This is a genomic window from Serratia sp. AXJ-M (assembly GCF_046531865.1).
In the GTDB taxonomy this organism is placed as follows: domain Bacteria; phylum Pseudomonadota; class Gammaproteobacteria; order Enterobacterales; family Enterobacteriaceae; genus Serratia; species Serratia liquefaciens.
Genome location: NZ_CP059394.1, coordinates 3,753,530 through 3,779,468, shown reverse-complemented (window position 1 = coordinate 3,779,468; position 25,939 = coordinate 3,753,530). Strand labels below are relative to the sequence as shown.

Below are 25,939 nucleotides of genomic sequence, written 5' to 3'. Positions count from 1 at the left end.
TCGTATTGATAATCATTAATCGACCGGATAACTATGTCCATTTATTACGCGAGTTACCGGGGATTTCTGCATTATTGCCCGGGGAAATCGCAGTTTGATATTGCGTAAGTGAATAATCCCGCGATAATCAGATAAACATCTTAATTAACAGCGGCGAACATCGATGGAAATTCGCGTATTTCGACAAGACGACTTTGAAGAAGTCATTACCCTGTGGGAGCGCTGCGATCTGCTGCGGCCGTGGAACGATCCTGAGATGGATATTGAGCGCAAACTGAATCACGATCCGGATCTGTTTCTGGTCGCGGAAGTGGGCGGGGAAGTCGTGGGATCGGTGATGGGGGGATACGACGGTCATCGTGGTTCGGCGTATTATCTCGGGGTGCATCCAGATTATCGCGGACGCGGTATCGCCAATGCGTTGATCAGCCGGTTAGAGAAAAAATTGATCGCGCGCGGTTGCCCGAAGATCCAACTGATGGTGCGGGAAGATAACGACACGGTGATCGAGATGTACGAGAAACTCGGTTACGAGATCCAGAGCATTACCAGCCTGGGCAAGCGATTGATCGAAGATCAGGAATATTGAGCGATACTTTGGGCGGTGAGGCTTCACCGCCCAAACTGCGCGTTAGGGCAGTTTTTTGATGGTTTTCACGTCGACTTCCACGTTACTCCAGTCTTTATCCACTTTCCCTTCCAACTGCACTTTATCTTTCGGGGTGATGGTCTGACCGTTCCAGCGTTTTTTGTCGATCTCGACCGTCAGCGTGCCGCTGGCGTCGCGGAAGGTATAGGTCTCGTCGCCGACGCGTTGCTCAATGTTGCCTTGCAGCATCACCCAGGTGTCATCACTCATTGACTTGACCTTGTCGACGGTGGTCAACGCGGCGCTAGGGCCGGAAAATCCGCCTTGCTGCGTGTTTTGGGTGTGCGTTTGCGGTGCCGCAGGATCGAGGAACCCGCCTTGCTGAGCCATAACCGGTGCGCTACACAGAGCAATTAATGCTGCCAGGGTATATTTTTTCATCTTAAGCTTCCTTATCTCAATCTAGAATCAAAGCCCTGCCAATCAGGACTGCTGGTTTGATGGGGTTAAGTAAAGCATGAAAATCTTAAGGGGTTCTTAAGCGCGCGCATTGAAAACAATAAACACGGCACCCATTTGAAAAATCATCATGATATTGGCAAGGAATCGATGTTGAAGCCACTTCCACCCCGTTTTTCTCCCGACGATTACGATCAGCACGGTGCGTTGCGTTTGCCGCTGTGGTTTTGGGGCGTACTGATTTTACAGGCCCGCACCTGGATCCTGTTTGTGATGGCCGGGGTTTCGCGCCAGCAGGGGGAAGGCCTGCTGTCGCTGTTTTACCCGGACACCCAATGGTTCTGGTATAGCATCGTGCTGGGGCTGCCGGCGGCGTTGGCATTTTTGATTGCTCCGCGTCGTCACCAGTGGCCACGGCTATGGCGTGCCTGGCGCTGGGTATTGATTGCTTCGCTGCTGGCCGCGCTGGGCGGTTCCCTGTTTAGCCTGTGGCAGCAAGACGACAATCCTTCGGCGTTGGACATCGTGTTGGCGTTGCTCGATGCGTTGGCGCTGGCTTACTTGCTGCTGAGTGCGCGTCTTAAGGCCTGTTTCGTGGTACAGGATGAGGCGGGTTAATTGCCGCACAGTGCGGCACTTTTCTCATTTTCCGCACTCCAAGCTCGCAACCGATGGCGATGCGTGGACAGTTGTGAGAGGCTGACACGCAACAAAACGCCAAGTGCGGCAGGGCAGAGCAGGCTGTGCCCCGTCATTGATGTTAAGGAGCTAAAAATGAATGTTCGCCCACTGTTGTTAGGGCTTCCGCTGTTACTGACCGGCTGTTCGACGATGTCCAATTTCTCTTGGTCCAGCCTGTCGCCATTTAACTGGTTTGGCAGCAGCCTCGAAGTCAGCGCCAAGGGCGTTGGTGACCTCAACGCCGGTACCCCGATGTCGGAAAGCGCCATTAACGACGGGCTGAACGGCGATTACCGCCTGCGCGGTGGCATGGCTACCAGCCAGGGCAAAATAGTTTCCTACTACCAGGCGATGGACGGCAACGACGTGAAGCTGGTGATCACCGGGGAACCCAAGGGTCACGTGCAGCGCGTGGACGTGATGGACAGCAAAGTCGCGACCGAGTGGGGCAGCAAGCTGGGCACGCCGTTCAGTGACCTGTACAGCAAGGCGTTCGGTGCCTGTAAACCGGCCGACGGCGACGATGCCGGCAAGGTCGAGTGCGTCGCACAGCAGAGCAAGTACGTCACCTATATCTTCGACGGCAAGTGGGCCGGCCCGCAAGATATCATCCCACCGGATGACACGCTGAAAAGCTGGACGGTCAGCAAGATCATCTGGCACGCCAAACCGCAATAAAGCTTCCCCCTGGGCGCCCGATCCGCGGCGCCCCTGATTTATCTGGTTTCCATCCCCGCTGAACGTTAAATCACCGCTACCTTTGGGCGAGATTGCCCGGTTATGGGTAACCCTATTTTCTTTGCGCTGATGCAAGGCAATCCCGTTTTCATCGGGTATGATACTGCGCATTCGTAACAGGAAATCTAGACATATACCCTATGGCTTTAAAGTTGCAGCCAGGCGGCCAGCTCGCTCACCCCAGGCGCTTACTTGAGTAAGTAACGAGGGTGAGCGACAAATCTGTCGGGAACAGATTTGAACGCTGCTTGCAGCGGCCCCGAAGGGGCAAGACCTACGGAGGGGTCTTGTAAGCAGGTAACAACGCTGCGACTTTAAAGACGACGGGTATACAGCAGCCTGTTACTCGATTTCGATTTTGAGGATAACGATAATGACCCAGGTTCAGAGCGGTATTTTACTGGAACACTGCCGCTTCGCCATTTTTATGGAAGCCACCGTGCAGGGCGAATTCGCCGATTTGCGCCAGGGCTGCAAGCAGTTTTGCCAGACGTTGACCGAGCTGCAACAGCAGTTTCCCGATGCGCATTTGGGTGCGGTGATCGCCTTTGGCTATGACGTCTGGCACGACCTTTCCAGCGGTCAGGGCGCAAAAGAGCTGAAGCCATTCACCCCGCTGGGCAAAGGGTTGGCCCCGGCCACCCAGCGCGATCTGTTGATCCACATCCAATCCCTGCGTCATGACGTTAACTTTACGCTGGCGCAGGCGGCGCTGGCAGCGTTCGGCAACGCCATCAAGATTGAAGAAGAAACCCACGGATTCCGCTGGGTGGAAGAGCGCGATCTGAGCGGCTTTATCGACGGCACTGAAAATCCGCAGGGCGACAAACGTCCTGAAGTGGCGGTCATCGCCGAAGGTGAAGAAGACGCAGGTGGCAGCTACGTGCTGGTACAGCGTTATGAACATAACCTGCGTCAGTGGCAGCGCTTTACCACCGAGCAGCAGGAGCAGATTATCGGCCGCACCAAGCACGACAGCGAAGAGTTGCCGCCGGAGCAGCGTCCTGACACCTCGCATGTCAGCCGTGTCGATCTGAAAGAAGACGGCAAAGGCCTGAAGATTTTGCGTCAGAGCCTGCCTTACGGTACTGCCAGCGGTAAACACGGGCTGTATTTCATCGCCTATTGCGCCCGCCTGCATAACATCGAAAAACAGCTGCTGAGCATGTTTGGCGATTTGGACGGCAAACGTGATGCGATGCTGCGTTTCAGCCGTGCGGTGACCGGCAGCTATTACTTTGCGCCTTCGCTGACGCGCCTGCTGTCGCTTTAACCTTTCCTCCGGGGTCGGCCATGCCGGCTCCGGATTAACTTCCTCCTCTGCCACACCGCTCTGCCCCTGCCTTATAGCGTTTGATGCTTGAAAATCACTAAACGGTATATAAAAGCGTTACAGCTCCGCACCTAGTTATAAATACACTGGTCAACATCAGGGCGAAAGCCCGGCGGATTGATTCAGCTATAAGGTGCACAATGAAACAAACACGGGTTAAAAATTTCATGCTGAAAGGATGGTTGGCGGCGGCGCTGTTAGCCAGCGGTACCGTTTCGGCCGCTGAGCTGCTGAACAGCTCCTATGACGTTTCCCGTGAATTGTTTACCGCACTGAACCCGGGTTTTGAACAGCAGTGGAACCAGCAGCATCCGGGCGACAAGCTGACCATCAAACAATCTCACGCTGGCTCTTCCAAGCAGGCGCTGGCCATATTGCAGGGGTTACGTGCCGACGTCGTGACCTACAACCAGGTGACCGACGTGCAGATCCTGCACGATCGCGGCCAACTTATTCCGGCTGACTGGCAGGCTCGCTTACCGAACAACAGCTCACCTTTCTATTCCACCATGGCTTTCCTGGTGCGCAAGGACAACCCAAAAGGCATCCATAGCTGGAACGATTTGGTGCGCGACGATGTGAAGCTGGTGTTCCCGAACCCGAAAACCTCCGGCAACGGCCGTTATACCTATCTGGCTGCCTGGGGAGCCGCCAGCCAGGCTGACGGCAACGATCATGCCAAAACCCGTGCCTTTATGACCCGTTTCCTGAAAAACGTGCTGGTGTTTGACACCGGCGGTCGCGGTGCGACTACTACCTTTGTGGAACGCGGCCTGGGTGACGTGCTGATCAGTTTTGAGTCGGAAGTGAACAATATCCGCAAGCAGTATGGCGAAGACAAGTATCAGGTGATCGTGCCGCCGGTCGATATTCTGGCGGAGTTCCCGGTCGCCTGGGTCGACAAAAACGTGGAAAGAAACGGTACTGAACAGGCCGCCAAAGATTATTTGAATTACCTCTACAGCCCGGCTGCGCAGCAGGTGATCACCAGCTTCTACTATCGCGTGTATGACAAGCAGGCGATGGCGGCCGCGAAGGGCCAGTTCCCACAGACCAAACTGTTCCGTGTAGAAGATCAGTTTGGTGGCTGGCCACAGGTGATGAAGACGCACTTTTCTACTGGTGGCGAGTTGGATCAACTGTTAGCGGCAGGGCATAAGTAATGTTGTTGTCCAGCAAACGGGTTCTGCCAGGGTTTGGTCTCAGTCTGGGAAGCAGCCTGTTTTACACTTGCCTGATCCTGCTGCTGCCGCTCAGCGCACTGGTGATGCAGCTGGCGCAGATGAGCCTGGCGCAATATTGGGAAGTGGTTTCCAACCCGCAGGTGGTTGCAGCCTATAAGGTCACGTTGCTGGCGGCGGGCGTCGCCAGCTTGTTCAACGCGGTGTTCGGCATGCTGATGGCCTGGATCCTGACTCGCTATCGTTTCCCCGGGCGCACGCTGCTGGACGGCCTGATCGACCTGCCGTTTGCGCTGCCGACGGCGGTGGCCGGTTTGACGCTGGCGGGGCTGTTCTCCACCACCGGATGGTATGGCCAATGGTTGGCGCATTTTGACATCAAGGTGACGTTCACCTGGCTCGGTATCGCGGTGGCGATGGCCTTCACCAGCTTGCCCTTCGTGGTGCGTACCGTTCAACCGGTGCTGGAAGAGCTGGGGCCCGAATATGAAGAGGCCGCAGAGACCCTGGGCGCAACCCGCTGGCAGAGTTTTCGCCGCGTGGTGATGCCGGAGTTGGCACCGGCGCTGCTGGCCGGTACGGCCATTTCCTTTACCCGCAGCCTGGGCGAGTTTGGCGCGGTAATTTTTATCGCCGGCAACATCGCCTGGAAGACGGAAGTGACCTCGCTGATGATTTTCGTTCGTCTGCAGGAGTTCGATTATCCGGCGGCCAGTGCGATTGCCTCGGTGATCCTGGCGGCTTCGCTGCTGTTGCTGTTCAGCATTAACGTTCTGCAAAGCCGCTTTGGCCGACGCATCGGGGGGCACTGATGGCGGATATCTCTGAGTTCAACGGCGTCGAACGCCCGCGCGTCAATTGGGGCAAGTGGACGCTGATCGGTATCGGCGTGCTGTTTTCGGTATTGCTGCTGGTGGTGCCGATCGTTTCGATTTTCGCCGAAGCCTTTTCCAAGGGCGCTGGCGCGATGTGGAGCAACCTGGTCGATCGCGACATGTTGCACGCTATCTGGCTGACGGTGCTGATTGCCCTGATTACCGTGCCGTTCAACCTGGTGTTCGGCACCTTGCTGGCCTGGCTGGTGACGCGGTTCACTTTCCCGGGCCGCCAGCTGCTGCTGACGCTGATCGACATCCCGTTTGCCGTGTCACCGGTAGTAGCGGGGCTGATTTACCTGCTGTTTTACGGCAGCAATGGCCTGCTGGGCGGTTGGCTGGATGCGCACAATATCCAGATCATGTTCTCCTGGCCGGGCATGGTGTTGGTGACTATTTTCGTGACCTGTCCGTTCGTGGTGCGTGAGCTGGTGCCGATGATGCTGAGCCAGGGTAGCCAGGAAGACGAGGCCGCCATTTTACTGGGCGCTTCCGGCTGGCAGATGTTCCGCCGGGTGACGTTGCCGAACATTCGCTGGGCGCTGCTGTACGGCGTGGTGCTGACCAACGCGCGCGCCATTGGCGAATTCGGCGCGGTGTCGGTGGTGTCCGGTTCTATTCGCGGCGAGACCTTTAGCCTGCCGCTGCAGGTCGAGTTATTGCAACAGGATTACAACACTGTTGGCTCCTTTACCGCCGCCGGGTTACTGACCCTGATGGCGATAGTGACCCTATTTTTGAAGAGTGGCCTGCAATGGCGTCTGGAACGTCAGAATGCACGTCTCGAGCGGGAGGAAAATCATGAGCATTGAGATTAACGGTATCAACAAGTTCTTCGGTCGTACCAAGGTATTGAACGATATCTCGCTCGATATTGCCTCCGGTGAGATGGTGGCGTTGTTGGGGCCGTCGGGCTCCGGCAAAACCACGCTGCTGCGCATTATCGCCGGGCTGGAAAACCAGAGCGGCGGCAAACTGGGCTTTCACGGCACCGACGTCAGCCATGTGCATGCCCGCGATCGCCGGGTGGGTTTCGTGTTCCAGCATTACGCGCTGTTCCGCCATATGACGGTGTTCGACAACATTGCCTTTGGCCTGAGCGTGCTGCCGCGTCGTGAGCGTCCGAATGCCGCGGCAATCAAACAAAAAGTGACCCAACTGCTGGAGATGGTGCAGCTGGGTCATTTGGCCAACCGCTATCCCTCACAGCTTTCCGGCGGCCAGAAGCAACGCGTAGCTTTGGCTCGTGCACTGGCGGTAGAGCCGCAGATTCTGCTGCTGGACGAACCTTTTGGTGCGCTGGATGCCCAGGTGCGTAAAGAACTGCGCCGTTGGTTGCGTCAGTTGCATGAAGAGCTGAAGTTTACCAGCGTGTTCGTCACCCACGATCAGGAAGAGGCGATGGAAGTGGCCGACCGCATCGTGGTGATGAGCCAGGGCAATATTGAGCAGGTAGGTTCGCCGGAAGAAATTGTCCGCGAACCGGCCAGCCGCTTTGTGCTGGAGTTCATGGGCGAAGTGAACCGCCTGAGTGGCGAAATCCGCGGCTCGCAGCTGTTCGTCGGTGCGCACCAGTGGCCACTGTCGTTCCAGCCGATGCATCAGGGCAGCGTGGATCTGTTCCTGCGGCCTTGGGAGATGGAAGTGGGCACCGAGAGCAGCGAGCGCTGCCTGTTGCCGGTACAGGTGCTGGAGGTTAGCCCGCGTGGCCACTTCTGGCAGATGACCGTTCAGCCGATCGGTTGGCACCAGGAACCTATCAGCGTGGTGTTGCCTGACGGCAACGAGCCGCCGGTTCGCGGTGGCCGTTATTACGTCGGCAGCCTGAATGCGCGCCTGTACGCTGGCGATCGGCTGCTACAACCTGTTGCGTTAGCTAAAAGCGCCTGATAGTTTTTACCTCCCAACATCATTTTAAAGGCAACCCTGGGGTTGCCTTTTTACATTACGCACTTCAACACACAGGCAAAGCACGTGACAACGCTCGAACAATGCATCGGCAATACCCCGCTGGTAAAATTACAACGTCTGGCCGCAGGACTGGGCAGCGAGGTTTGGGTCAAGCTGGAAGGCAATAATCCGGCGGGCTCGGTGAAGGACCGCGCCGCGCTGGCGATGATCCAGCAGGCGGAATTGCGCGGTGAGATAAAACCCGGTGACCGGCTGATTGAGGCCACCAGCGGCAATACCGGCATTGCGCTGGCGATGATCGCGGCGTTGAAAGGCTACGCTTTGACGCTGCTGATGCCGGAAAACATGAGTCTGGAACGCCAGGCGGCGATGCGCGCCTACGGGGCCGAGCTGATCCTGGTCAGCCGGGAAGTGGGCATGGAAGGGGCGCGTGACCTGGCGTTGGACATGCAGAATCAGGGGCAGGGCAAGGTGCTGGATCAGTTCAACAATCTGGACAATCCCTACGCCCACTTCACCACCACCGGCCCGGAAATCTGGCAGCAGAGCCAGCAGCGGGTCACCCATTTCGTCTCCAGCATGGGCACCACCGGCACCATTACCGGCGTGGGCGGCTACCTGAAGAGCCAAAATCCGCAGGTGCAGATCATTGGCCTGCAGCCGGCGGAAGGCAGCAATATTCCCGGTATTCGCCGCTGGGCACCGGCTTATCTGCCGGGCATTTTCCGCCCGGATCTGGTGGATCAGGTGTTGGATATCGAGCAAACCGACGCCGAGCAGACCATGCGTCAGTTGGCGCAGCGCGAAGGCATTTTCTGCGGTGTCAGCTCCGGCGGTGCGGTAGCCGGTGCGTTGCGGATCGCAGCGGCGAACCCGGGCAGCGTGATTGTGGCAATCATCTGCGATCGCGGCGATCGCTACCTCTCCACCGGCGTTTTCGATTGAGGGTTACTCCCTTTCCAACGCATGTATCGGATCCATCCCGGCAGCGCGTCTTGCCGGGAAGAAGCCAAAAATCACGCCGATCAGCGTCGAACAGATAAACGCGGCGACAATGGACTCGGTGGAATACACCATCGTGAAATTGTCGCTGAATTGACTGAACACCACGCCAATCCCCAGCGACAGCAGAACCCCCAATGTGCCGCCCAGCAGGCACACCAGTACCGCCTCAATTAAAAATTGTTGCATGATGTCGCTGGCGCGGGCACCGACCGCCATACGCACGCCGATTTCTCGGGTGCGTTCGGTCACCGACACCAGCATGATATTCATTACCCCAATGCCACCCACCACCAGAGAAATCAACGCGATCATCGACACCAGCAGCGTCAGGGTGGCGGTGGTTTTCTCAATGGTTTGGCGAATGCTGTCGGTATTCATCACAAAGAAGTCCTTGCCGCCATGGCGCTGGCTCAGCAGACGGGTGACGCCGTCTTCGGCGCTGGTGAGATCGATATCGTCGTTCACCCGCACGGTGATGCTTTTCAGGTAGCTCTGGCCCAGCATGCGTTTCATGGCGGTGGTGTAGGGGATCCAGACGTTCAGATTCTCGTCGCTGCCGAAACCGCTCTGTTTTTTGGCGGCGACGCCGATAATGCGACACGGCAGCGAGCCGAGCAGGATCACTTCGCCAAGCGGGTTGGCGCCGTGAGGAAACAGTTTGTTGCGGGTATTTTCGTCAATCACCACTTCCTGCATCAATTGGTCGACGCTATGGCGGTTAAACGCCATGCCGCTGTCGATGCTGTAACCGCGCACCAGAAAATACTGCTCACCGACGCCATTGACCGTGCCGCTGACCGACTGATTGCCATAGCGGAAGGTGGTGCTGCTTGAAACGGTCGGCGTGACGCTGTGCACGTAGCCCTGCTGCGCCAGCGCATCTGCGTCGGGGGCCCGCAGCGTCTGTACTGCAGCAGAACGCATATCGCCGAAATCTTTGCCCGGATAGACCTCCAGCGTGCTGGTGCCCATGGCGTTGATGTTGGCCAGCACCTGCTGCTGAGAGCCTTTGCCCAGCGCCACCACCGATACTACCGAGGCGATGCCGATGATAATGCCGAGCATGGTCAGTAGGGTGCGCAGGCGTTGGGAGGCCATCGCCAGCAGCGCCATTTTGAATGCTTCGTACAGGCGATCGCGTTGCGATTGCCAGCGGCTGACGGCGTTATCCAGCGCTATCGGTAGGCGTGCCACGGTGTGGGCCGTTGTTTTCCGTCGGTCGGCGACAATCTCGCCGTCACTAAGCTCAATGATGCGCTGAGCATGTTCGGCAACTTGCATATCGTGAGTGACAATCACCACCGTATGGCCGCGAGCGTGCAAGTCTTTCAGGATGCTCATCACTTCTTGCCCGCTGTGGCTGTCCAGCGCGCCGGTGGGTTCGTCTGCCAAGATTACCTCGCCACCGTTCATCAATGCGCGAGCGATACTGACGCGTTGCTGCTGGCCACCGGAGAGCTGGCTGGGACGATAATTCAACCGTTGCGCCAGGCCGAGCCTTTGCAGCAGATCGGCGGCGCGTTGTTGGCGTGCGCTGCGGGCATGGCCGGCATACACCGCAGGGACTTCCACGTTGCCTTGGGCGCTAAGATCCCCCAGTAAATGATAGCGTTGGAAGATAAAACCGAAATGTTCGCGGCGCAGTTCGGCCAGGCTGTCGCGATCCAGCCGTGCGGTACTGCGGCCGGCCACCTGATAATCCCCTTCGCTTGGGCGATCGAGGCTGCCGAGAATGTTCATCAAGGTTGATTTACCCGAGCCGGAGGCGCCCACGATGGCCACCATCTCGCCTTGGGCAATGCTGAGATTGATCTCCTTGAGCACGGTGACGTTTTGGTCACCGGCCTGAAAACGGCGGCTGATACCCTGCAGTTGCAGTAGGGGTTGTGAGGCCATCATCACATCCCCATCGGTGGCGGGCCCATACGACGGGCGGGGCTTTGGCTCGCGGCATTGGCCTGGCTGACGATCACTTTCTCACCGGCCAACACGCCGCTGATAATCTGTGCGTCGACGTTGTTATTGATACCGACCTTGACCGGACGGCGGGCGATATTGCCCTGCTTATCCACCACCTGTACCCAGTCGCCTTCCAGCGCGGTTGCGGGGATCACCACCGCATTTTCCGCTTTGGCCAACACGATATACACCTGCGCAGTCATTGAGATGCGCAGCGCGCCGTCCGGGTTTGCCACATCAAACAGGCCGTTGTAGTAAATTGCGGTGCTGGAGCTGGAAGTGCTGCTGGACGTGCTGGTGCTGGTCGAAGTAGTTTCGTCGTTGATCGAGTCTGGTGCCGGCTCTATGGCCCGCAGCTGGGTGCTATAACGCTTGCCCGGTTCGCCGAGGATGGTGAAATAGACCGGCATGCCGGTTTTCACCTTGACCACATCGGCTTCGGATATTTGCGCTTCGACAGTCATGGTCGCCAACTGAGCGACTTTGACGATGGTGGGGGCGCTTTGGACTGCGTTCACCGTTTGGCCTTCTTCTACCGGTAACGCGACGATGGTGCCGTCGATCGGCGAGGTGATTTTGGTGTAACCGAGGTTAACCTGCGCGGTGTTGACCGCGATTTGCGCCTGAATGATCTGCGCATCCAGCGCGTTGATATCGGCGCGGGTGGCAATCAACGTGGCCTGAGCGCTGTCCAAATCTGCACGGACCCCGACGCCACGCGCCACTATGGCCTGCTGGCGCTGATAAACCAGCTGATTGTTGTGCAGCGCCGCCATTTTGGACGCGCGCTGTGCCTGAACGTTCTTCAATGCCGCTTCCGCGTCCCTCAGGGCGTTCTGCTGGGTTAAGTCATCAATCTCAGCCACTCGCTGGCCTTTATGCACTTTGTCGCCCAGCGCCACGTACAGGGCCTTAATCTGGCCCGATACCTGAGCGCCGACGCTAACCTGTTTTTGCGCTTCTATCGTACCGTCGGCCAGCACCGTTTGTTCCAGGTCACGGGTTTGCGCTACCGCTGTGATATACCGGGGCGTTTCTGTAGCGTCGTGGGATCGGAAGTAGAGAAATAGGGCGATAGCGGCCACAATAACAGTGGGCGGCAGATAGCGTTTTAAGCGTTGAAACGATGGCATGAGGAGAAGCTTCCCTGGCATAAAGCGTGGCGAAAATCTGTTGGCACTAATTTAACGCGCCGTCGGCCGGGCTGCGGTTAAGTGGCATTCAGGAATATGTAAGGATTGAGTAAAACCGGCTGCGAAGCAGGCAAATAGGCGTGAAAATGACGAAAATCCGCGAAGGAGCAAGGCATGAAAATTTTATTGGTCGATGATGACCTCGAGCTCGGCACCATGCTGAGTGAATATCTGACTGGCGAAGGTTTCAATGCCACGCTGGTGCTGACCGGCAAAGCGGGCGTGGAAGGCGCGCTGTCTGGCGATTACACCGCAATGATCCTCGACATCATGCTGCCGGACATGAGCGGCATCGACGTGCTGCGCGACGTGCGCAAAAAGAGCCGCATGCCAATCATTATGCTGACGGCCAAAGGCGACAATATCGACCGGGTCATCGGGTTGGAGATGGGGGCCGACGACTACATGCCCAAGCCATGCTATCCCCGCGAACTGGTGGCGCGCCTGCGTGCGGTGCTGCGTCGTTTCGACGAGCGCCCGGAAGAAGTGGACGACGAAATTGCCATTAACTTCGGTGAGCTGACCCTCAATCCATCGACCCGCAGCAGCGAATGGCGCGGTAAACCTTTCGATCTGACCGCTTCCGAATTCAACTTGCTGGAGCTGTTGCTGCGTGCGCCTGAACGCGTGGTATCAAAAGACGAGCTATCGGAAAAAGGGTTGGGGCGCCCGCGCGAAGCCTATGACCGCAGCGTTGACGTTCACATCAGCAATATTCGCCAGAAGTTGGGAGCGTTGACGGATAACGCACTCAGCATTGAAACGGTGCGCAGCATCGGCTACCGCATTCGGTAATGGCCATGCGCGGAAGACTATTCTGGAAAATCCTGCTCGGCTTCTGGCTGACCTTTATCATCATGACCCAGGCGCTGTGGGTCGCTTTTTCTTTGTATGGCGATCGCTATGAGCCGCCGGAAAACGCGATGGCCCGGCGTGCGGTTACGCTGCAACTGACTTCGGCCGCCACCCAATTGCGCGAGGGCGGACTGCCGGCATTGAATGCCATGCTGAAAGACTGGTCGGATGATGACCGGCGCTTGTTGTCCGTAACGCCGATGGCGCAGCCGCCTGCAGCGGAGGAACCGGTATTTGAGGGGCGCCGCAGGTTAAAGGAGGTGACTGCGTGGGTGAAAGATTCGGGTGGCACGGGCTATCTGTTGAGTTACGACATGCGGGCCCTGCGGGAAGAATATAGCCCGAACCGGCGTCCGCACGTGTTCAATATCCCTATGCCGATGCTTTGGGTGGGGGGGCTGGCGGGGCTGCTGTTCAGTACGGTGCTGGCCTGGAACCTGACCCGGCCGATGCGCAAGCTGCGCGATGGTTTTGACCGCGTAGCTCAGGGCGACTTATCGGTACGTTTGTTCCCGGCGATGCGCCGGCGACATGATGAACTGTCCGAGGTAGCGCGCGATTTTGACAGCATGGCCGAGCGGCTGGAGCTGTTGGTCAGCGCCCGCGAGCAGTTGCTGCACGACGTTTCGCATGAGCTTCGTTCACCGTTGGCCCGGTTGCAGTTGGCCATTGGCCTGGCGCGGCAAAATGCAGGCAACGTCGAGAACTCGCTGCAACGCATTGAGCATGAAGCGGGGCGGCTGGATAAAATGATTGGCGAACTATTGGCGCTGTCACGTGCCGAGAGCAACAGTCTGCCGGACGAAGAGTATTTCGATCTGTACGGGCTGGTGGATGCGGTAGTGAGCGACGCGCGTTACGAAGCGCAAATCCCTGGCGTCGAGATTGTGCTACAGGCCAGTTCGGACGTGGAATATACCGTTAAGGGCAATGCCGAGCTGATGCGGCGCGCGGTGGATAATATCGTGCGCAACGCGTTACGTTTCTCCTGCCATGGTCAGCGGGTGACGGTAGTGTTGACGCGAATCGACCAACTGTTCCAAATAGAGGTCAGCGATCAGGGGCCTGGGGTAGAAGAGTCGAAGCTTTCCAGCATCTTTGATCCGTTCGTCAGGGTAAAATCGTCGATGTCGGGCAAGGGTTACGGACTGGGACTGGCGATCACCCGCAAGGTGGTGCTGGCACATGGCGGACAGGTTGAGGCGCGCAACGGCGAACAGGAAGGGTTGGTGATTACTCTGCGCATTCCGCGTTGGCAGTAATAATACCCTTCGCCTTTAGAACCGCCGCGTTGTTGGTTGGCTGCTCGTGCGCACAGCAGTCACTTACTTGAGTAAGCTCCTGGGGGTTCACCCGCTTGCCGCCTGGCTGCAATTCGAAATTCGTTGGGTATTCTCAGTTGTGCAATAGGCGTTATCGGCACAGGCAGTTTGAATATGCCTCGGAGCGTACGTGCAGTACGTACTGGTTCAGCCTGGTGACATAAAAAAACGGCGCCAAGGGCGCCGTTCTTATTTCATTCGCAATTACTTCTTGATGCGGATGATTGGAGTCTCACCAACGGTTACGTTACCGGTCAGTTTGATCAGCTCTTTGATTTCGTCCATGTTGGAGATAACCACCGGCGTCAGGATAGACTTGGCTTTCTCTTCCAGCAGGGCCAGGTTGAACTCGATAACGACGTCACCTTTCTTGACGCGCTGGCCTTCTTCAGCGATGCGTTTGAAGCCTTCGCCTTTCAGTTCAACGGTGTCGATACCGAAGTGGACAAACAGCTCGATGCCGCTGTCGGATTCGATAGAGAAAGCATGGTTGGTTTCGAAAATTTTACCGATAGTACCGTCAACCGGGGCAACCATTTTGTTGCCGGTAGGTTTGATGGCAATACCGTCGCCAACGATTTTTTCAGCAAATACTACGTCAGGCACATCTTCGATATTAACGATTTCGCCAGAAAGTGGAGCTACGATCTCGATAGTGCCCGTGTCTTTCTTGTCATCAGAAACCAGAGATTTCAGTTTATCGAACAAACCCATGATCTTCTCCTAAGCATTAAATTGGGCGGCGTTCCAGTGTCGTGGAAGTTTAGCAGAGCGTCTTTTCTTCGATGAATTTATTCACGCAATTCATCAGATCTTGCGCCGTTGGCTGTGCCAAGGCTTGCGCTGCCAACGCCTTCACATCTTCGAAATTAGTATTACGAATAATTTTCTTGATGCGCGGGATTGAAATCGCACTCATGCTGAACTCATCCAGCCCCATGCCCAATAACAACAGTGTAGCACGCTCATCGCCAGCCAGTTCACCGCACATACCGGTCCACTTGCCTTCTGCATGAGATGCATCAATAACCTGTTTGATCAGGCCAAGCACTGATGGGGACATCGGGTTATAGAGATGAGAAATCAGCTCATTGCCGCGATCTACCGCCAGAGTATACTGGGTTAGATCGTTTGTCCCAATACTAAAGAAGTCGACTTCTTTCGCCAGGTGATGAGCAATCACTGCCGCGGCCGGTGTTTCCACCATTACGCCCACTTCAATGGTCTCGTCAAAGGCCTTGGATTCTTCACGCAGCTGCGCCTTCAGCGTCTCGATTTCACCTTTCAGATCGCGGACTTCTTCCACGGAAATGATCATCGGGAACATGATGCGCAGTTTGCCGAACGCGGAAGCGCGCAGGATGGCGCGCAGTTGCGCGTGCAGGATTTCTCTGCGGTCCATGGCGATACGAATCGCGCGCCAGCCGAGGAACGGGTTCTCTTCTTTCGGCAGGTTCATGTATGGCAGGTCTTTGTCGCCGCCGATGTCCATGGTACGGACGATCACGGCCTGTGAGCCCATGGCTTCCGCAACGGCTTTGTAAGCCTGGAACTGCTCGTCTTCAGTCGGCAGTGAATCGCGGTCCATGAACAGGAATTCGGTACGATACAGGCCAACACCTTCTGCGCCGTTGCGCTCTGCACCGGCGACGTCGCGCACGGTACCGATGTTGGCACAGACTTCAACCTGATGACCGTCCAGCGTAATCGCCGGCAGATCTTTCAGCTTGGCCAGATCGTTTTTCTCGGTGACGTACTGGTTCTGTTCGGCTTTCAGCTGATCGATAACGTCAGCGGTCGGGTTAACGTAAATTTTGTTGTTAACCGCATCCAGAATCAGATAGTCGTCGTTCTTCACCTGCTTGGTCACGTCGCTGGTGCCTACAATTGCCGGCAATTCCAGGGAGCGAGCCATGATGGAGGTGTGGGAAGTCCGGCCGCCGAGATCGGTAATGAAGCCCAGCACTTTGTCCAGGTTCAACTGTGCGGTCTCAGACGGGGTCAAATCGGTAGCGACCAGGATAACTTCGTCCTGGATGGCGCTCAGATCGACGATAGCCAGGCCCAGAATGTTCTGCAGCAGGCGTTTACCGATGTCGCGTACGTCGGCCGCACGCTCTTTCAGGTATTCATCGTCAAGTTCTTCCAGTGCTTTCGCCTGGCCTTCGATGATGGTGTAGGCCGCAGCGTCTGCAGAAGCCAACTCATCTTTGATTAGGGCTATGATTTCCTGCTCAAGCTCTTCGTCTTCCAACAGCATGATGTGGCCTTCGAAGATAGCTTCTTTCTCTTCGCCGAAGGTTTCGCCAGCTTTGGTCTTGATCGCTTCCAACTGCTCGGACGCTTTGGCGCGGCCGGCAAGAAAACGTGAGACTTCCTGCTCTACATCATCTGCAGAGATTTTCTTCCGGTTGATGACAATTTCATCTTCTTTCAGTAGGAGAGCCTTACCAAAAGCGATACCCGGTGATACTAAAATGCCTGAAATCATAACCCTACCTTACTCTTGACTGGTGTTAACTAAGAAGACGGGCCGATTACTCAAGCTCTGCCATCAGTTTTACCAAGTGCTCAACGGCTTTCTGCTCGTCTTCACCTTCAGCGGAGATGGTCACTACGGTCCCTTGAGTCAGCCCCAGAGTTTGCAGTTTGAACAGGCTTTTGGCGCTGGCGCTTTTCCCGTTAGAGGTCACGGTGATGTCAGAAGTGAAGCCTTTGGCTTCTTTAACGAACTGAGCGGCAGGGCGAGTGTGCAGACCATTCGGAGCGGTAATAGTAACTTCTTGCTGGAACATTGATGTTTCCCCAACTTATTGGTGTGTCGTGGAGCTAAAGTTTAGCCCAAGGGTATGACTTTAGCTTGTCTGGTTAGCGCCTGACTATGGTACAGGGGCGAGCATTGATGCAACAGAAAACGACGAGTTTGGCACTTCAGATCAAAAAATTTGGCTTCCGCCGTCGTTTCAATCCGCGCTTCATTATGCCGTGTTTAACGCATCAGCGACAAATGAGTAAATCGATTCAGCCTAAACAAGAAATGAAGGGCGATTAATTTTGCGCATCGAAATAATGCACCGTTAAATACTAAAGCTGACGGGTAAAATCAATCTTTGACTGCTATAAACTTTGATCCAGCCCACAAAAAAGCACCCCGAAAGGTGCTTTTTTAGCGATTTATGCGCGGCTGGCACTACTGTTGCAATTCTTGCTCGGTGAACAAATCGGCGAACAGGGCGGTGCTCAAATAACGTTCGCCGGAAGACGGCAAAATCACCACGATGGTTTTGTCGGCGAACGCCGGTTCTTCGGCCAATTTCACCGCTGCGGCTACCGCGGCACCGGAGGAAATGCCCGCCAGGATGCCTTCTTCGTCCATCAGGCGGCGTGCCATGCTGATGGCCTCGTCGTTGGTGATTTGTTCCACGCGGTCCACCAGATCGAGATCCAGGTTGCCGGGGATAAAGCCTGCGCCGATGCCCTGAATTTTGTGCGGGCCCGGTTTGATTTCTTCACCCGCCAGCGCCTGGCTGATGACCGGTGAATCGGTTGGCTCCACCGCCACGGTGGTGATCGCCTTGCCCTTGGTGTTTTTGATGTAGCGGCTGACACCGGTCAGCGTGCCGCCGGTACCGACGCCGGAGATGAATACGTCAACTTCGCCATCGGTGTCGTCCCAGATTTCCGGGCCGGTAGTTTGTTCGTGGATCGCCGGGTTAGCCGGGTTGCTGAACTGCTGCAGGATGATGTAGCGGTTCGGATCGGTGGCGACGATTTCTTCCGCCTTGGCGATCGCGCCCTTCATGCCTTTTGCGCCTTCGGTCAGCACCAGGTTGGCGCCCAGCGCTTTAAGCAGCTTGCGGCGTTCGATGCTCATGGTTTCCGGCATGGTCAGCGTCAGCTTGTAGCCACGCGCCGCGGCGACGAACGCCAGCGCGATGCCGGTGTTGCCGCTGGTCGGCTCCACCAGTTCTTTACCGGCGACCAAAATGCCACGTTTTTCTGCGTCCCAAATCATATTGGCACCGATGCGGCATTTAACGCTAAAGCTGGGGTTGCGTGATTCAACCTTGGCCAGAATGCGTCCGTTGCCGATACGGTTCAGACGAACCAGCGGCGTATGGCCGATTGTTAATGAGTTGTCTTCATATATCTTGCTCATAGCCCGTCCTTTAACTCTATGAAAAATGTGGGGAACGTCGAAAGCATACGCTAACAGTACCGGCAGGGAAGTAAAGAATTGGTATATCTATATGTTATTAGGAAATAAGTTTTAAGCACAAGGATAAGGGCGCAAATTGCGCGCCCTGTCGAAGAATTAATCGTAATGCGGCCAATAAAACGGCTCAGGAACGGACGAATTGTGGGCGATAACGATCGACCCACATGGCGGTGGCACCGCACACCGCGACCGGCAGGATCACCAGGTTAAGGATGGGGATCATGGTGAACAGGCTGACCATGGCGCCAAACTGCAGGTTGTCGGTTTTATGCTGGCGCAGCGCGCGACGCATATCGGCGAAGCTTACCTTATGGTTATCGAACGGGTAGTCGCAATACTGGATGGCCAACATCCAGGCGCTGAACAGGAACCACAGCACCGGCGCCACCGTTTGGCCGATGCCCGGGATGAAATAGAGTATCAACAGCACCAGCGCGCGCGGCAGGTAGTAGGCCAGCTTGCGCCATTCGCGCGCCATAATGCGCGGCAGATCTTTCACAATGCCAAAAATGCCGGTATCCGGCAGCGGTTTGCCGGTCAGGCTGCCTTCCAACTGTTCGGCCAGCAAGCCACAGAACGGGGCGGCAATCAGGTTGGTAATGGTGCTGAACAGATAGCTGAACACCAACAGGACGGAGATCACCGCCAGCGGCCACAAAACGTAGCTTAGCCACTGCAGCCAGGTCGGCACATGGCTCATCATGCTGGGGATCCAGTCACCCAGCTGACTGAACAGCCACCAGAAGGCGGATCCCATCAACAGCACGTTGACCAGTAACGGCAAGACGACATAGCGTTTAATCCCCGGGCGCGAAATCAGGCGCCAGCCTTCGGCAAAATAATGAAGGCCGCTGGTGGAGTGAGAAGGTGACTGCGAATAGGACATATCTTAAGTTATCTCTTTGTCTGAACAGGCATCGCTATCATATCGGGATGATTTTCTACTGGCTAGGGTGACATTGGCTGAAAAAACAGCAAAAAAAGGCAGAATAATCATCTTTATTGGCATAAAGTTCAGCACGGACTTGCACTTGTGTGCTTGGGCAAATAGAGTTAAAGAGTGAATGTTTGCCGCGGTGGCAATGTATTGGAACAACAGAGATAGCAATGATGCAGGATTTGCGTCTGATATTAATCGTTGTTGGCGCGATCGCCATAATAGCGTTGTTATTGCACGGTCTTTGGACCAGTCGTAAGGAACGCTCATCGCTTTTTCGCGATCGCCCAGCCAAACGTTCCAAAAAGGAACGTGAACAATCCCCGATCGACGATCTCGATGAAGGCGTGGGAGAGGTGCGTGTACGCTCCGCTCACCCGCAAGATGAGCCGTCCTTTGGTCATTTTGATGCCGCTCGCGAAGAACCCGTGGTTGCGCCCAAGCCCGCTCCGGCGGCTGAGCCAGCACCGCGTGCCGTTCAACCGGCTGCTCATCAGTCTCCGCCACCGCTGTCTCAGCGACCGGATTATGATGACATCCTGCTGGACAACTACGCGCAGGATGAAGACGACGAGCCGCAGCAGCCTGCGCCGCGCCGTGAACCGCGCGTTGACGATCTGCCGCCAGTGGCGCATGCAGCGGAGCCGGCGTTCCACGCCGAACCTGCTCATCAGCCACAGCCGGAAGAGAAGCCAGCGGTGGTGCACGAGCCTCAGCCTGCACCTGCTGCCGTCAAACCGGCAAAACTGAAAGAAACCGTACTGGTGCTGCACGTTACCGCACATCAGGGTGGCGTAATCGGCGGCGAAGTTCTGCTGCAGAGCGTGCTGCAGGCGGGCTTCCAGTTTGGCGAAATGGGCATCTTCCATCGCCATATCAGCCCTGCGGGCAGCGGTCCTGTGCTGTTTAGCCTGGCGAATATGGTTAAACCAGGGTCCTTTGATCCTGAGATGATGTCCGATTTCTCGACGCCGGGCGTATCGATGTTCATGATGGTGCCGTCGTATGGCGACGCTAATCAGAACTTCAAGCTGATGCTGCAGTCGGCACAGCGGATCGCCGACGACGTGGGTGGTGTGGTGCTGGACGACGAGCGCCGCATGATGACCCCGCAGAAGCTGGAAACCTACAAAGCGCGCATTCGTGAAGTGTTGGATAACAACGACTAAACGGCTGCTACGCGCACTGAACATCCGTAACAACAAAGCCCCCGCCTGCCGGGGGTTTTTTATCTTTGATGGTGAGCCATGGAATCGATAATCCAACAAATCAATCAACTACGAACCTCACTGCGCCATCACGAATATCAATATCATGTGCTGGACGCGCCGGAAGTGCCGGATGCGGAATACGATCGCCTGATGCGTGAACTGCGCGAGCTGGAAAGCGCACATCCTGAGTTGATCACCGCCGACTCGCCCACCCAGCGCGTGGGCGCGGCTCCTTTGGCGGCGTTCGATCAGGTACGCCATGAAGTGCCGATGCTGTCGCTGGACAACGTTTTTGACGAAGAGAGCTTCCTGGCGTTCTACAAGCGGGTGCAGGATCGCCTGAAGAGCAGCGAGCCGCTGACCTTCTGCTGTGAACTGAAACTGGACGGCCTGGCGGTCAGTTTGCTGTACGAAGACGGCGAGCTGGTGCGCGCCGCCACGCGCGGCGACGGCACCACCGGTGAAAACATTACCTCCAACGTGCGTACCATCCGCGCCATTCCGCTGCGTCTGACCGGTGACAACATCCCGCGTCGGCTGGAAGTGCGTGGCGAAGTCTTTATGCCGCAGGCCGGTTTCGAGCAGATGAACGAAGAGGCGCGTCGCAAAGACGGCAAAATCTTTGCCAATCCGCGTAACGCCGCCGCCGGGTCGATCCGTCAGCTTGATCCGCGCATCACCGCCAAGCGCCCACTGACCTTCTTCTGCTATGGTGTTGGCCTGCTGGAAGGGGGCGAATTGCCGCGCAGCCACTGGCAGCGGCTGATGCAGTTCAAAGCGTGGGGCTTGCCGGTTAGCGATCGCGCCAAATGTTGTACCGGCAGTGACGAGGTATTGGCGTTCTATCGTCAGGTAGAGCAGGACCGTGCGCAGCTCGGCTTTGATATCGACGGCGTGGTGGTGAAGATCGACGATATCGATCTGCAAGAAACGCTCGGCTTTGTGGCGCGTGCGCCACGTTGGGCAACGGCGTTCAAATTCCCGGCGCAGGAACAGATTACCCTGGTGCGCGAGGTGGAATTCCAGGTTGGTCGTACCGGGGCTATTACCCCCGTGGCGCGCCTGGAGCCGGTGCTGGTTGCCGGGGTGATTGTCAGCAACGCCACGCTGCACAACGCCGACGAAATTGAACGTTTGGGCCTGCGCATTGGCGACACGGTGATCGTGCGCCGCGCGGGTGACGTGATCCCGCAGGTGGTTGGGGTGATGACCGATCGCCGCCCTGCAGACGCGCGTGAAGTTGTATTCCCGCAACACTGTCCGGTATGCGGTTCCGATGTCGAAAGAGTCGAAGGCGAAGCGGTGGCACGCTGCACCGGCGGGCTGATTTGCGCCGCACAGCGTAAAGAAGCACTGAAGCATTTCGTTTCCCGCAGAGCGTTGGACGTCGACGGCATGGGCGACAAAATCATCGAACAGCTGGTGGAAAAAGAGTACGTCAAGAATCCGGCCGATCTGTTCCGCCTGTCCGCCGGCATTCTCACCGGGTTGGATCGCATGGGGCCGAAATCAGCGCAGAATCTGGTCAACGCGCTGGAGAAGTCCAAGCAAACCACCTTCGCCCGTTTCCTGTATGCGTTGGGCATCCGTGAGGTCGGTGAAGCCACGGCCGCCAATCTGGCCGCGCATTTTGGCACGCTGGAGAAGCTGTTTGCGGCTGACATCGAGGCTTTGAAAGAAGTGCCGGACGTCGGTGAAGTGGTGGCTAAACACACACGGCATTTCCTGGACGAGGAGCTTAACCAGAAGGTTATCAATGAACTGATCAGCGACGAAATAGGCATCAACTGGCCGGCGCCGGTGGTGATAGTCGCGGACGAAATCGACAGCCCGTTTGCCGGTAAAACCGTGGTGCTGACGGGCTCGTTGAGCCAGCTTTCACGCGATGAGGCCAAAGATCGCCTGACGGCGTTGGGCGCCAAGGTCAGCGGCAGCGTCTCGAAGAAAACCGATTTGGTGATTGCCGGGGAAGCCGCCGGTTCCAAGCTGGTGAAGGCGCAAGAACTGGGCATTGCGGTGATCGACGAAGCGGAAATGATCCGCCTGTTGGGTGCCTGATGGAAAAAGAGAACCTGCTGGAAATCGCCAACACCGTGATGCCGTTCGGTAAATACCAGGGGCGGGTGCTGATTGACCTGCCCGAGGAGTACCTGCTGTGGTTTGCTCGCAAGGGGGAGTTCCCGAACGGCAAACTCGGCATGCTGATGGAAATGACGCTGGCGATTAAAATCGAAGGGCTCGACCACCTGGTCAAGCCGCTGAAGAAAAGTTGAGTAGCCGGGCGCGGCAATCGTCGCGCCCGTTTGATTATCCCCGCGCCGTTTCGGCGTTTGGCACCGCCTGTTTTTCCTGCTGTTTCTTCTGATACCGCCGCGCCAGCACGGCGCAGGTCATCAGCTGTACCTGGTGGAACACCATCAGCGGCAGCACCATAATCCCCACGGTAGCGGCCGGGAACAGGATATTGGCCATCGGGATACCGTTCGCCAGGCTTTTCTTCGAACCGCAGAACACGATGGTGATCTCATCGGCTTTACTAAAGCCCAGCCAGCGCGCCATGTAAGTGTTCACCACCAGCACGATCGTCAGCAGCACCAGGCTGCCGACGATGATAAACACCAACGAACCCAATCCGACCTGATGCCAGATACCGTGGGTGACGGCTTCGCTGAAGGCCGCGTAAACCACCAACAGGATCGAAGTCTGATCGGTCTTGCCAATCAGCTTACGGTTGCGTTCAATCCATTTACCAATCAGCGGGCGCGACAGGTGACCGGCCACAAAGGGCACTAACAGCTGCAGGACGATGGAACCCACCTGCTGCAGGCTGCCGGTTTCACCGTGAACGTTCATCAGCAGCCCCACCAGCAGCGGCGAAACGAAAATCCCCAACAGGCTTGACGCTGAAGCGCTGCATACCGCCGCCGCCACGTTGCCGCCTGCCAGCGAAGTAAAGGCGATGGCCGATTGCACGGTGGCGGGCAGAATGCACAGATAAATAAAGCCGGAATACAGCTCGGGGCTGACGTTGACCGGCGACCACCATTTAAACAGCACGCCCAGCGCCGGGAAAATAATGAAGGTGCTGAACATCACCCACAGATGCAGCCGCCAGTTGTTGCTGCCAGCCAGAATGGCTTCGCGCGACAGCTTGGCGCCGTGCATAAAGAACAGCAGGGCGATGGCGGCGATGGTCAGTGCATTCAGCCAGCCGACGAACTCGCCGCGCGCAGGCAGGAACGAAGCCAGCAGCACGGTGGCGATCAACGTCAGGGTAAAGCGATCGGGCAAGAATCTCATGGCGGCGTACTCGGATGAAAAATCAATGCGCCCATTGTCGCGCGGCGGGATATAATAATTAAATTGATTTATTTAATTCATTTATGAATAAAAAACATGAATTACTCGATTAAGCAGCTCAAGGTGTTTGTCGCCATTGCCCGCCACCGCAGTTTCAGCCGGGCCGGTGAGGCCATTGGTCTGACGCAGTCGGCGGTCAGCCACAGCGTGAAAGAGCTGGAAGCGGAGGTCGGCGTTCGCCTGCTCGATCGCACCACTCGCGAAGTGGTGCTGACCGACGCCGGGCAGCGGTTGGCCAACCGCGTTGAGCGCTTGCTGGATGAGCTGCAGTCGTCATTGCTGGATGCGCGCAGCTTCGGCGTGCAGCGCAGCGGTACGGTACGGGTGGCGTCCAGCCAAACCATCTCCGCACACCTGATGCCGCAGTGCATTGCGGCAGGGGAAAAGCAGTATCCGGATATTCGCATTATGCTGCGCGATCAGGCACAGCAACAGGTCCTGCACAGCATTCGCAACGCCGAAGTGGATTTTGGCATCGTGGTGGATCCGGTCCAGGCGGTGGATCTGGACTGCGAACCCATCCTGCACGAGCCCTTCCTGCTGCTGTGCCGTAACGATCACCCCTTCGCCGGGCTGGCCGAGGTGCACTGGTCGGCGCTGAACGGCAGTCGTCTGGTATTGCAGGACTATGCGTCCGGTAGCCGGCCGCTGATTGACAGCGCGTTGCGCCAGCAAGGCGTGGAAGCGCAGGTGGTACAAGAGATAGGCCACCCGGCAACGTTGTTCCCGATGGTGGCGGCAGGTATCGGCATCAGTATTTTTCCTGCGCTGGCGTTACCGCTGCCGGAAGGGGGGCAATTAAAGGTGCGTCGGCTGATGCCGGAAATCAACCGCGCACTGATGCTGGTGCGGCGTAAAAACCGTTCGCTGACACCCGCGGCGGAAGCCATCTGGCAAGTGGTTGGCCAGCAGGCGGCATTGTTGCAGCAGCAACGCCGACAACAGGCGGACTACTGAGTCAGATATACACGTCCACGGCGTTGGCCGCCGTCGGGCGGTTGATGCCATCGCCCTTGGCAGGGACAATGCTCTCATTGGCCTTGGCCATCTGCTCGGCCTGCTGTTTTTCCATCTCTTCTTTTTGAATCCGCGCGATCTCGGCCTGCAGCATCTTGATCTGCGCCTGAATCAGCTGTTTCTGTTTTTCGATCTCTTTGGGATCGCTGTCTGAATCTTTCAGGTCTACCAGTTTTTGCTGCAGAGCCTGAATCTGTTTGTTCAGCACTTTGATGCGCGCTGAAGCGCTGCTGTCGGAAACGCTAACCCGGTCGCTACCGCCCGCCGCTTTGGTTTCATTAGACTTATCGCCTTCAGGTTGCTGATGTACCGGCTTGGCCATCAGCACCTGGCCTGTATTACCGGGGGCGCTAAAAACGTTGCTGACGCCGGGTACGGTATTTTTCACCGGAACAATCATGGTAATGCTGGTCGACATAATGCTCTCCCTGAGTCTTGATATGGCTACTCAGGGTATCGGCAGCGTGGGGAAAAACTTTACCCGCGAATTTGCCGCAGGCGCGGCCAGCGTTGTAACCAGCCCTTGCCGACAACCCGCTGTTCATAGGCATCGAGGTCGCCGTTTTTGGCATTGAAGGTAATAGTGTCGGCAAACAGCCCCTCGAGACCGAACGGCGCGACCAGCGTAATGCTGTCATCTGCATTCAGGCGTGCACCCACGGCTGTTTCCACCTCGGTCCAAAAGCTGATGGCGTCTTCGCTATTGCGATAAGGAGCCCGACCGCTACGCAAATGCATACGCGCCTGGTTTTTCACCGACCAGGGCTGTGGCAGCCACTCTTGCAGCCGCGTTTCCAGCATGTGGTCACGTTCCGCCTCCGGGCGCTGTGGGTCGAAATGGATCACGTCGATGTCGTTGAGCGGCGTAGATGTAACGTAACCGTGGCGCTGATCCCACACCAGATTGCGCACAAAACCGGCCCCCAGGCACCAGTCATTCAGCCCGAGGCGTCGCGCGGTGCGCAATGCCATCATTCTTTCGTTATCTTGCTGTAACCATTGGATAATTTTCTGCTGCAGACTCATTACCGCTCCTTAGTTGCGGCTACTGTAACCCGAAGCGACCGCAGGCGGAATGCCGTGCATGATTTTAG

General features: G+C 56.8%; 27 protein-coding genes. 16 read left to right on the top strand and 11 right to left on the bottom strand.

The annotated features are described in order from the left end of the window. Positions 1-163: 163 nt before the first annotated feature. The gene (locus H0S68_RS17705) at positions 164-589 is read left to right on the top strand and encodes a GNAT family acetyltransferase (protein WP_020828005.1); all 426 of its coding nucleotides are present in this window, start codon (positions 164-166) and stop codon (positions 587-589) included. A 42-nt stretch (positions 590-631) separates the two neighbouring features. Here the strand turns inward: H0S68_RS17705 and H0S68_RS17700 are convergent, their stop codons facing one another. Then, the gene (locus tag H0S68_RS17700; RefSeq protein ID WP_142814718.1) at positions 632-1,030 is read right to left on the bottom strand and encodes a YgiW/YdeI family stress tolerance OB fold protein; all 399 of its coding nucleotides are present in this window, start codon (positions 1,028-1,030) and stop codon (positions 632-634) included. A 171-nt stretch (positions 1,031-1,201) separates the two neighbouring features. Between H0S68_RS17700 and H0S68_RS17695 the strand changes: the two genes are divergently transcribed. The 8 genes from H0S68_RS17695 to cysM all read left to right on the top strand — a co-directional run bounded on the left by H0S68_RS17695 (position 1,202) and on the right by cysM (position 8,712). Next, positions 1,202-1,666 (top strand): DUF2919 domain-containing protein, encoded by a 465-nt coding sequence (locus tag H0S68_RS17695; RefSeq protein ID WP_142816380.1) that lies wholly within the window; start codon positions 1,202-1,204, stop codon positions 1,664-1,666. Between the two features lie 156 nt (positions 1,667-1,822). Continuing rightward, positions 1,823-2,407: an RpoE-regulated lipoprotein gene (locus tag H0S68_RS17690; protein WP_046372982.1), complete on the top strand. Its 585-nt coding sequence runs from the start codon at positions 1,823-1,825 to the stop codon at positions 2,405-2,407. A gap of 433 nt (positions 2,408-2,840) precedes the next feature. Then, positions 2,841-3,740, top strand: coding sequence for a Dyp-type peroxidase (locus H0S68_RS17685; RefSeq protein WP_115058356.1), 900 nt, complete (start codon positions 2,841-2,843; stop codon positions 3,738-3,740). Positions 3,741-3,940: 200 nt separating this feature from the next. Further along, positions 3,941-4,963: a sulfate ABC transporter substrate-binding protein gene (locus H0S68_RS17680; RefSeq protein ID WP_410528880.1), complete on the top strand. Its 1,023-nt coding sequence runs from the start codon at positions 3,941-3,943 to the stop codon at positions 4,961-4,963. Beyond that, a complete protein-coding gene (gene cysT, locus H0S68_RS17675; protein ID WP_020827999.1) occupies positions 4,963-5,793 on the top strand; it encodes a sulfate/thiosulfate ABC transporter permease CysT in 831 nt (276 codons plus the stop codon). The genes H0S68_RS17680 and cysT overlap by 1 nt, the downstream gene beginning before the upstream one ends. Beyond that, entirely contained in the window at positions 5,793-6,668 is an 876-nt protein-coding gene (gene cysW / locus H0S68_RS17670; protein ID WP_046372985.1) for a sulfate/thiosulfate ABC transporter permease CysW, read from the top strand. Before cysT ends, cysW begins: the two co-directional genes overlap by 1 nt. Continuing rightward, positions 6,658-7,746 carry a sulfate/thiosulfate ABC transporter ATP-binding protein CysA gene (gene cysA, locus H0S68_RS17665; protein ID WP_410528879.1) on the top strand — a complete coding sequence of 363 codons (1,089 nt, stop codon included), beginning with the start codon at positions 6,658-6,660 and terminating at the stop codon, positions 7,744-7,746. Before cysW ends, cysA begins: the two co-directional genes overlap by 11 nt. 84 nt (positions 7,747-7,830) lie before the next feature. After that, positions 7,831-8,712, top strand: coding sequence for a cysteine synthase CysM (gene cysM, locus H0S68_RS17660; RefSeq protein WP_129983454.1), 882 nt, complete (start codon positions 7,831-7,833; stop codon positions 8,710-8,712). Between the two features lie 3 nt (positions 8,713-8,715). Here the strand turns inward: cysM and H0S68_RS17655 are convergent, their stop codons facing one another. Next, a complete protein-coding gene (locus tag H0S68_RS17655) occupies positions 8,716-10,668 on the bottom strand; it encodes a MacB family efflux pump subunit (RefSeq protein ID WP_410529471.1) in 1,953 nt (650 codons plus the stop codon). Positions 10,669-10,670: 2 nt separating this feature from the next. Next, positions 10,671-11,864 (bottom strand): efflux RND transporter periplasmic adaptor subunit, encoded by a 1,194-nt coding sequence (locus tag H0S68_RS17650; RefSeq protein WP_142814722.1) that lies wholly within the window; start codon positions 11,862-11,864, stop codon positions 10,671-10,673. A gap of 174 nt (positions 11,865-12,038) precedes the next feature. On the opposite strand from H0S68_RS17650, the gene H0S68_RS17645 reads away from it, so the two are divergent. Together H0S68_RS17645 and H0S68_RS17640 are read left to right on the top strand one after the other, a co-directional pair. Next, positions 12,039-12,719: a response regulator transcription factor gene (locus H0S68_RS17645; RefSeq protein WP_020827993.1), complete on the top strand. Its 681-nt coding sequence runs from the start codon at positions 12,039-12,041 to the stop codon at positions 12,717-12,719. Between the two features lie 5 nt (positions 12,720-12,724). Then, positions 12,725-14,041, top strand: a complete 1,317-nt coding sequence (locus H0S68_RS17640) for an ATP-binding protein (RefSeq protein ID WP_198639920.1) — start codon at positions 12,725-12,727, stop codon at positions 14,039-14,041. A 264-nt stretch (positions 14,042-14,305) separates the two neighbouring features. Here the strand turns inward: H0S68_RS17640 and crr are convergent, their stop codons facing one another. Genes crr through ptsH form a run of 3 tightly spaced genes read right to left on the bottom strand, consistent with a single transcriptional unit; the run spans position 14,306 to position 16,896 of the window. Further along, positions 14,306-14,815 carry a PTS glucose transporter subunit IIA gene (crr, locus tag H0S68_RS17635; protein WP_012146162.1) on the bottom strand — a complete coding sequence of 170 codons (510 nt, stop codon included), beginning with the start codon at positions 14,813-14,815 and terminating at the stop codon, positions 14,306-14,308. Between the two features lie 49 nt (positions 14,816-14,864). Beyond that, the gene (gene ptsI / locus H0S68_RS17630; protein ID WP_020827991.1) at positions 14,865-16,592 is read right to left on the bottom strand and encodes a phosphoenolpyruvate-protein phosphotransferase PtsI; all 1,728 of its coding nucleotides are present in this window, start codon (positions 16,590-16,592) and stop codon (positions 14,865-14,867) included. Positions 16,593-16,638: 46 nt separating this feature from the next. Then, positions 16,639-16,896 carry a phosphocarrier protein Hpr gene (gene ptsH, locus H0S68_RS17625; RefSeq protein WP_004936458.1) on the bottom strand — a complete coding sequence of 86 codons (258 nt, stop codon included), beginning with the start codon at positions 16,894-16,896 and terminating at the stop codon, positions 16,639-16,641. Positions 16,897-17,003: 107 nt separating this feature from the next. Between ptsH and H0S68_RS17620 the strand changes: the two genes are divergently transcribed. Further along, entirely contained in the window at positions 17,004-17,153 is a 150-nt protein-coding gene (locus H0S68_RS17620) for a hypothetical protein (protein WP_020827990.1), read from the top strand. Between the two features lie 138 nt (positions 17,154-17,291). Here H0S68_RS17620 and cysK read toward each other — a convergent pair whose 3' ends face one another. Then, entirely contained in the window at positions 17,292-18,260 is a 969-nt protein-coding gene (gene cysK / locus H0S68_RS17615) for a cysteine synthase A (RefSeq protein ID WP_128864650.1), read from the bottom strand. Between the two features lie 184 nt (positions 18,261-18,444). Then, positions 18,445-19,206 carry a sulfate transporter CysZ gene (cysZ, locus tag H0S68_RS17610; RefSeq protein ID WP_020827988.1) on the bottom strand — a complete coding sequence of 254 codons (762 nt, stop codon included), beginning with the start codon at positions 19,204-19,206 and terminating at the stop codon, positions 18,445-18,447. A gap of 221 nt (positions 19,207-19,427) precedes the next feature. Here cysZ and zipA point away from each other — a divergent pair, with 221 nt between their 5' ends. The 3 genes from zipA to H0S68_RS17595 all read left to right on the top strand — a co-directional run bounded on the left by zipA (position 19,428) and on the right by H0S68_RS17595 (position 22,741). Further along, a complete protein-coding gene (zipA, locus tag H0S68_RS17605) occupies positions 19,428-20,426 on the top strand; it encodes a cell division protein ZipA (RefSeq protein ID WP_020827987.1) in 999 nt (332 codons plus the stop codon). A 78-nt stretch (positions 20,427-20,504) separates the two neighbouring features. Beyond that, complete coding sequence (ligA, locus tag H0S68_RS17600) at positions 20,505-22,526, top strand: NAD-dependent DNA ligase LigA (protein WP_115058361.1); 2,022 nt, start codon at positions 20,505-20,507, stop codon at positions 22,524-22,526. Next, positions 22,526-22,741 carry a DUF3820 family protein gene (locus tag H0S68_RS17595; protein WP_020827985.1) on the top strand — a complete coding sequence of 72 codons (216 nt, stop codon included), beginning with the start codon at positions 22,526-22,528 and terminating at the stop codon, positions 22,739-22,741. The genes ligA and H0S68_RS17595 overlap by 1 nt, the downstream gene beginning before the upstream one ends. Before the next feature lie 34 nt (positions 22,742-22,775). On the opposite strand, the gene H0S68_RS17590 is transcribed toward H0S68_RS17595, so the two are convergent. Next, complete coding sequence (locus tag H0S68_RS17590) at positions 22,776-23,768, bottom strand: bile acid:sodium symporter family protein (protein WP_048760964.1); 993 nt, start codon at positions 23,766-23,768, stop codon at positions 22,776-22,778. Between the two features lie 96 nt (positions 23,769-23,864). On the opposite strand from H0S68_RS17590, the gene H0S68_RS17585 reads away from it, so the two are divergent. After that, on the top strand, positions 23,865-24,785 hold the full coding sequence (locus H0S68_RS17585) for a LysR family transcriptional regulator (protein ID WP_122079957.1): 921 nt from the start codon (positions 23,865-23,867) through the stop codon (positions 24,783-24,785). A gap of 1 nt (position 24,786) precedes the next feature. On the opposite strand, the gene H0S68_RS17580 is transcribed toward H0S68_RS17585, so the two are convergent. Together H0S68_RS17580 and H0S68_RS17575 are read right to left on the bottom strand one after the other, a co-directional pair. Further along, a complete protein-coding gene (locus H0S68_RS17580; RefSeq protein ID WP_020827982.1) occupies positions 24,787-25,263 on the bottom strand; it encodes a FlxA-like family protein in 477 nt (158 codons plus the stop codon). 59 nt (positions 25,264-25,322) lie between these two features. Continuing rightward, the gene (locus tag H0S68_RS17575; protein WP_115058363.1) at positions 25,323-25,871 is read right to left on the bottom strand and encodes a nucleotidyltransferase family protein; all 549 of its coding nucleotides are present in this window, start codon (positions 25,869-25,871) and stop codon (positions 25,323-25,325) included. Positions 25,872-25,939 lie beyond the last annotated feature (68 nt).

Excerpts from the sequence above, each read along its gene's own strand:
- H0S68_RS17705 (WP_020828005.1), top strand. The coding sequence starts at position 164 with ATGGAAATTCGCGTATTTCGACAAGACGACTTTGAAGAAGTCATTACC.
- H0S68_RS17700 (WP_142814718.1), bottom strand. The coding sequence starts at position 1,030 with ATGAAAAAATATACCCTGGCAGCATTAATTGCTCTGTGTAGCGCACCG.
- H0S68_RS17690 (WP_046372982.1), top strand. The coding sequence starts at position 1,823 with ATGAATGTTCGCCCACTGTTGTTAGGGCTTCCGCTGTTACTGACCGGC.
- H0S68_RS17685 (WP_115058356.1), top strand. The coding sequence starts at position 2,841 with ATGACCCAGGTTCAGAGCGGTATTTTACTGGAACACTGCCGCTTCGCC.
- H0S68_RS17680 (WP_410528880.1), top strand. The coding sequence starts at position 3,941 with ATGAAACAAACACGGGTTAAAAATTTCATGCTGAAAGGATGGTTGGCG.
- cysT (WP_020827999.1), top strand. The coding sequence starts at position 4,963 with ATGTTGTTGTCCAGCAAACGGGTTCTGCCAGGGTTTGGTCTCAGTCTG.
- cysW (WP_046372985.1), top strand. The coding sequence starts at position 5,793 with ATGGCGGATATCTCTGAGTTCAACGGCGTCGAACGCCCGCGCGTCAAT.
- cysA (WP_410528879.1), top strand. The coding sequence starts at position 6,658 with ATGAGCATTGAGATTAACGGTATCAACAAGTTCTTCGGTCGTACCAAG.
- H0S68_RS17655 (WP_410529471.1), bottom strand. The coding sequence starts at position 10,668 with ATGGCCTCACAACCCCTACTGCAACTGCAGGGTATCAGCCGCCGTTTT.
- H0S68_RS17650 (WP_142814722.1), bottom strand. The coding sequence starts at position 11,864 with ATGCCATCGTTTCAACGCTTAAAACGCTATCTGCCGCCCACTGTTATT.
- H0S68_RS17645 (WP_020827993.1), top strand. The coding sequence starts at position 12,039 with ATGAAAATTTTATTGGTCGATGATGACCTCGAGCTCGGCACCATGCTG.
- H0S68_RS17640 (WP_198639920.1), top strand. The coding sequence starts at position 12,725 with ATGCGCGGAAGACTATTCTGGAAAATCCTGCTCGGCTTCTGGCTGACC.
- crr (WP_012146162.1), bottom strand. The coding sequence starts at position 14,815 with ATGGGTTTGTTCGATAAACTGAAATCTCTGGTTTCTGATGACAAGAAA.
- ptsI (WP_020827991.1), bottom strand. The coding sequence starts at position 16,592 with ATGATTTCAGGCATTTTAGTATCACCGGGTATCGCTTTTGGTAAGGCT.
- ptsH (WP_004936458.1), bottom strand. The coding sequence starts at position 16,896 with ATGTTCCAGCAAGAAGTTACTATTACCGCTCCGAATGGTCTGCACACT.
- H0S68_RS17620 (WP_020827990.1), top strand. The coding sequence starts at position 17,004 with ATGCAACAGAAAACGACGAGTTTGGCACTTCAGATCAAAAAATTTGGC.
- cysK (WP_128864650.1), bottom strand. The coding sequence starts at position 18,260 with ATGAGCAAGATATATGAAGACAACTCATTAACAATCGGCCATACGCCG.
- cysZ (WP_020827988.1), bottom strand. The coding sequence starts at position 19,206 with ATGTCCTATTCGCAGTCACCTTCTCACTCCACCAGCGGCCTTCATTAT.
- zipA (WP_020827987.1), top strand. The coding sequence starts at position 19,428 with ATGATGCAGGATTTGCGTCTGATATTAATCGTTGTTGGCGCGATCGCC.
- ligA (WP_115058361.1), top strand. The coding sequence starts at position 20,505 with ATGGAATCGATAATCCAACAAATCAATCAACTACGAACCTCACTGCGC.
- H0S68_RS17595 (WP_020827985.1), top strand. The coding sequence starts at position 22,526 with ATGGAAAAAGAGAACCTGCTGGAAATCGCCAACACCGTGATGCCGTTC.
- H0S68_RS17590 (WP_048760964.1), bottom strand. The coding sequence starts at position 23,768 with ATGAGATTCTTGCCCGATCGCTTTACCCTGACGTTGATCGCCACCGTG.
- H0S68_RS17585 (WP_122079957.1), top strand. The coding sequence starts at position 23,865 with ATGAATTACTCGATTAAGCAGCTCAAGGTGTTTGTCGCCATTGCCCGC.
- H0S68_RS17580 (WP_020827982.1), bottom strand. The coding sequence starts at position 25,263 with ATGTCGACCAGCATTACCATGATTGTTCCGGTGAAAAATACCGTACCC.
- H0S68_RS17575 (WP_115058363.1), bottom strand. The coding sequence starts at position 25,871 with ATGAGTCTGCAGCAGAAAATTATCCAATGGTTACAGCAAGATAACGAA.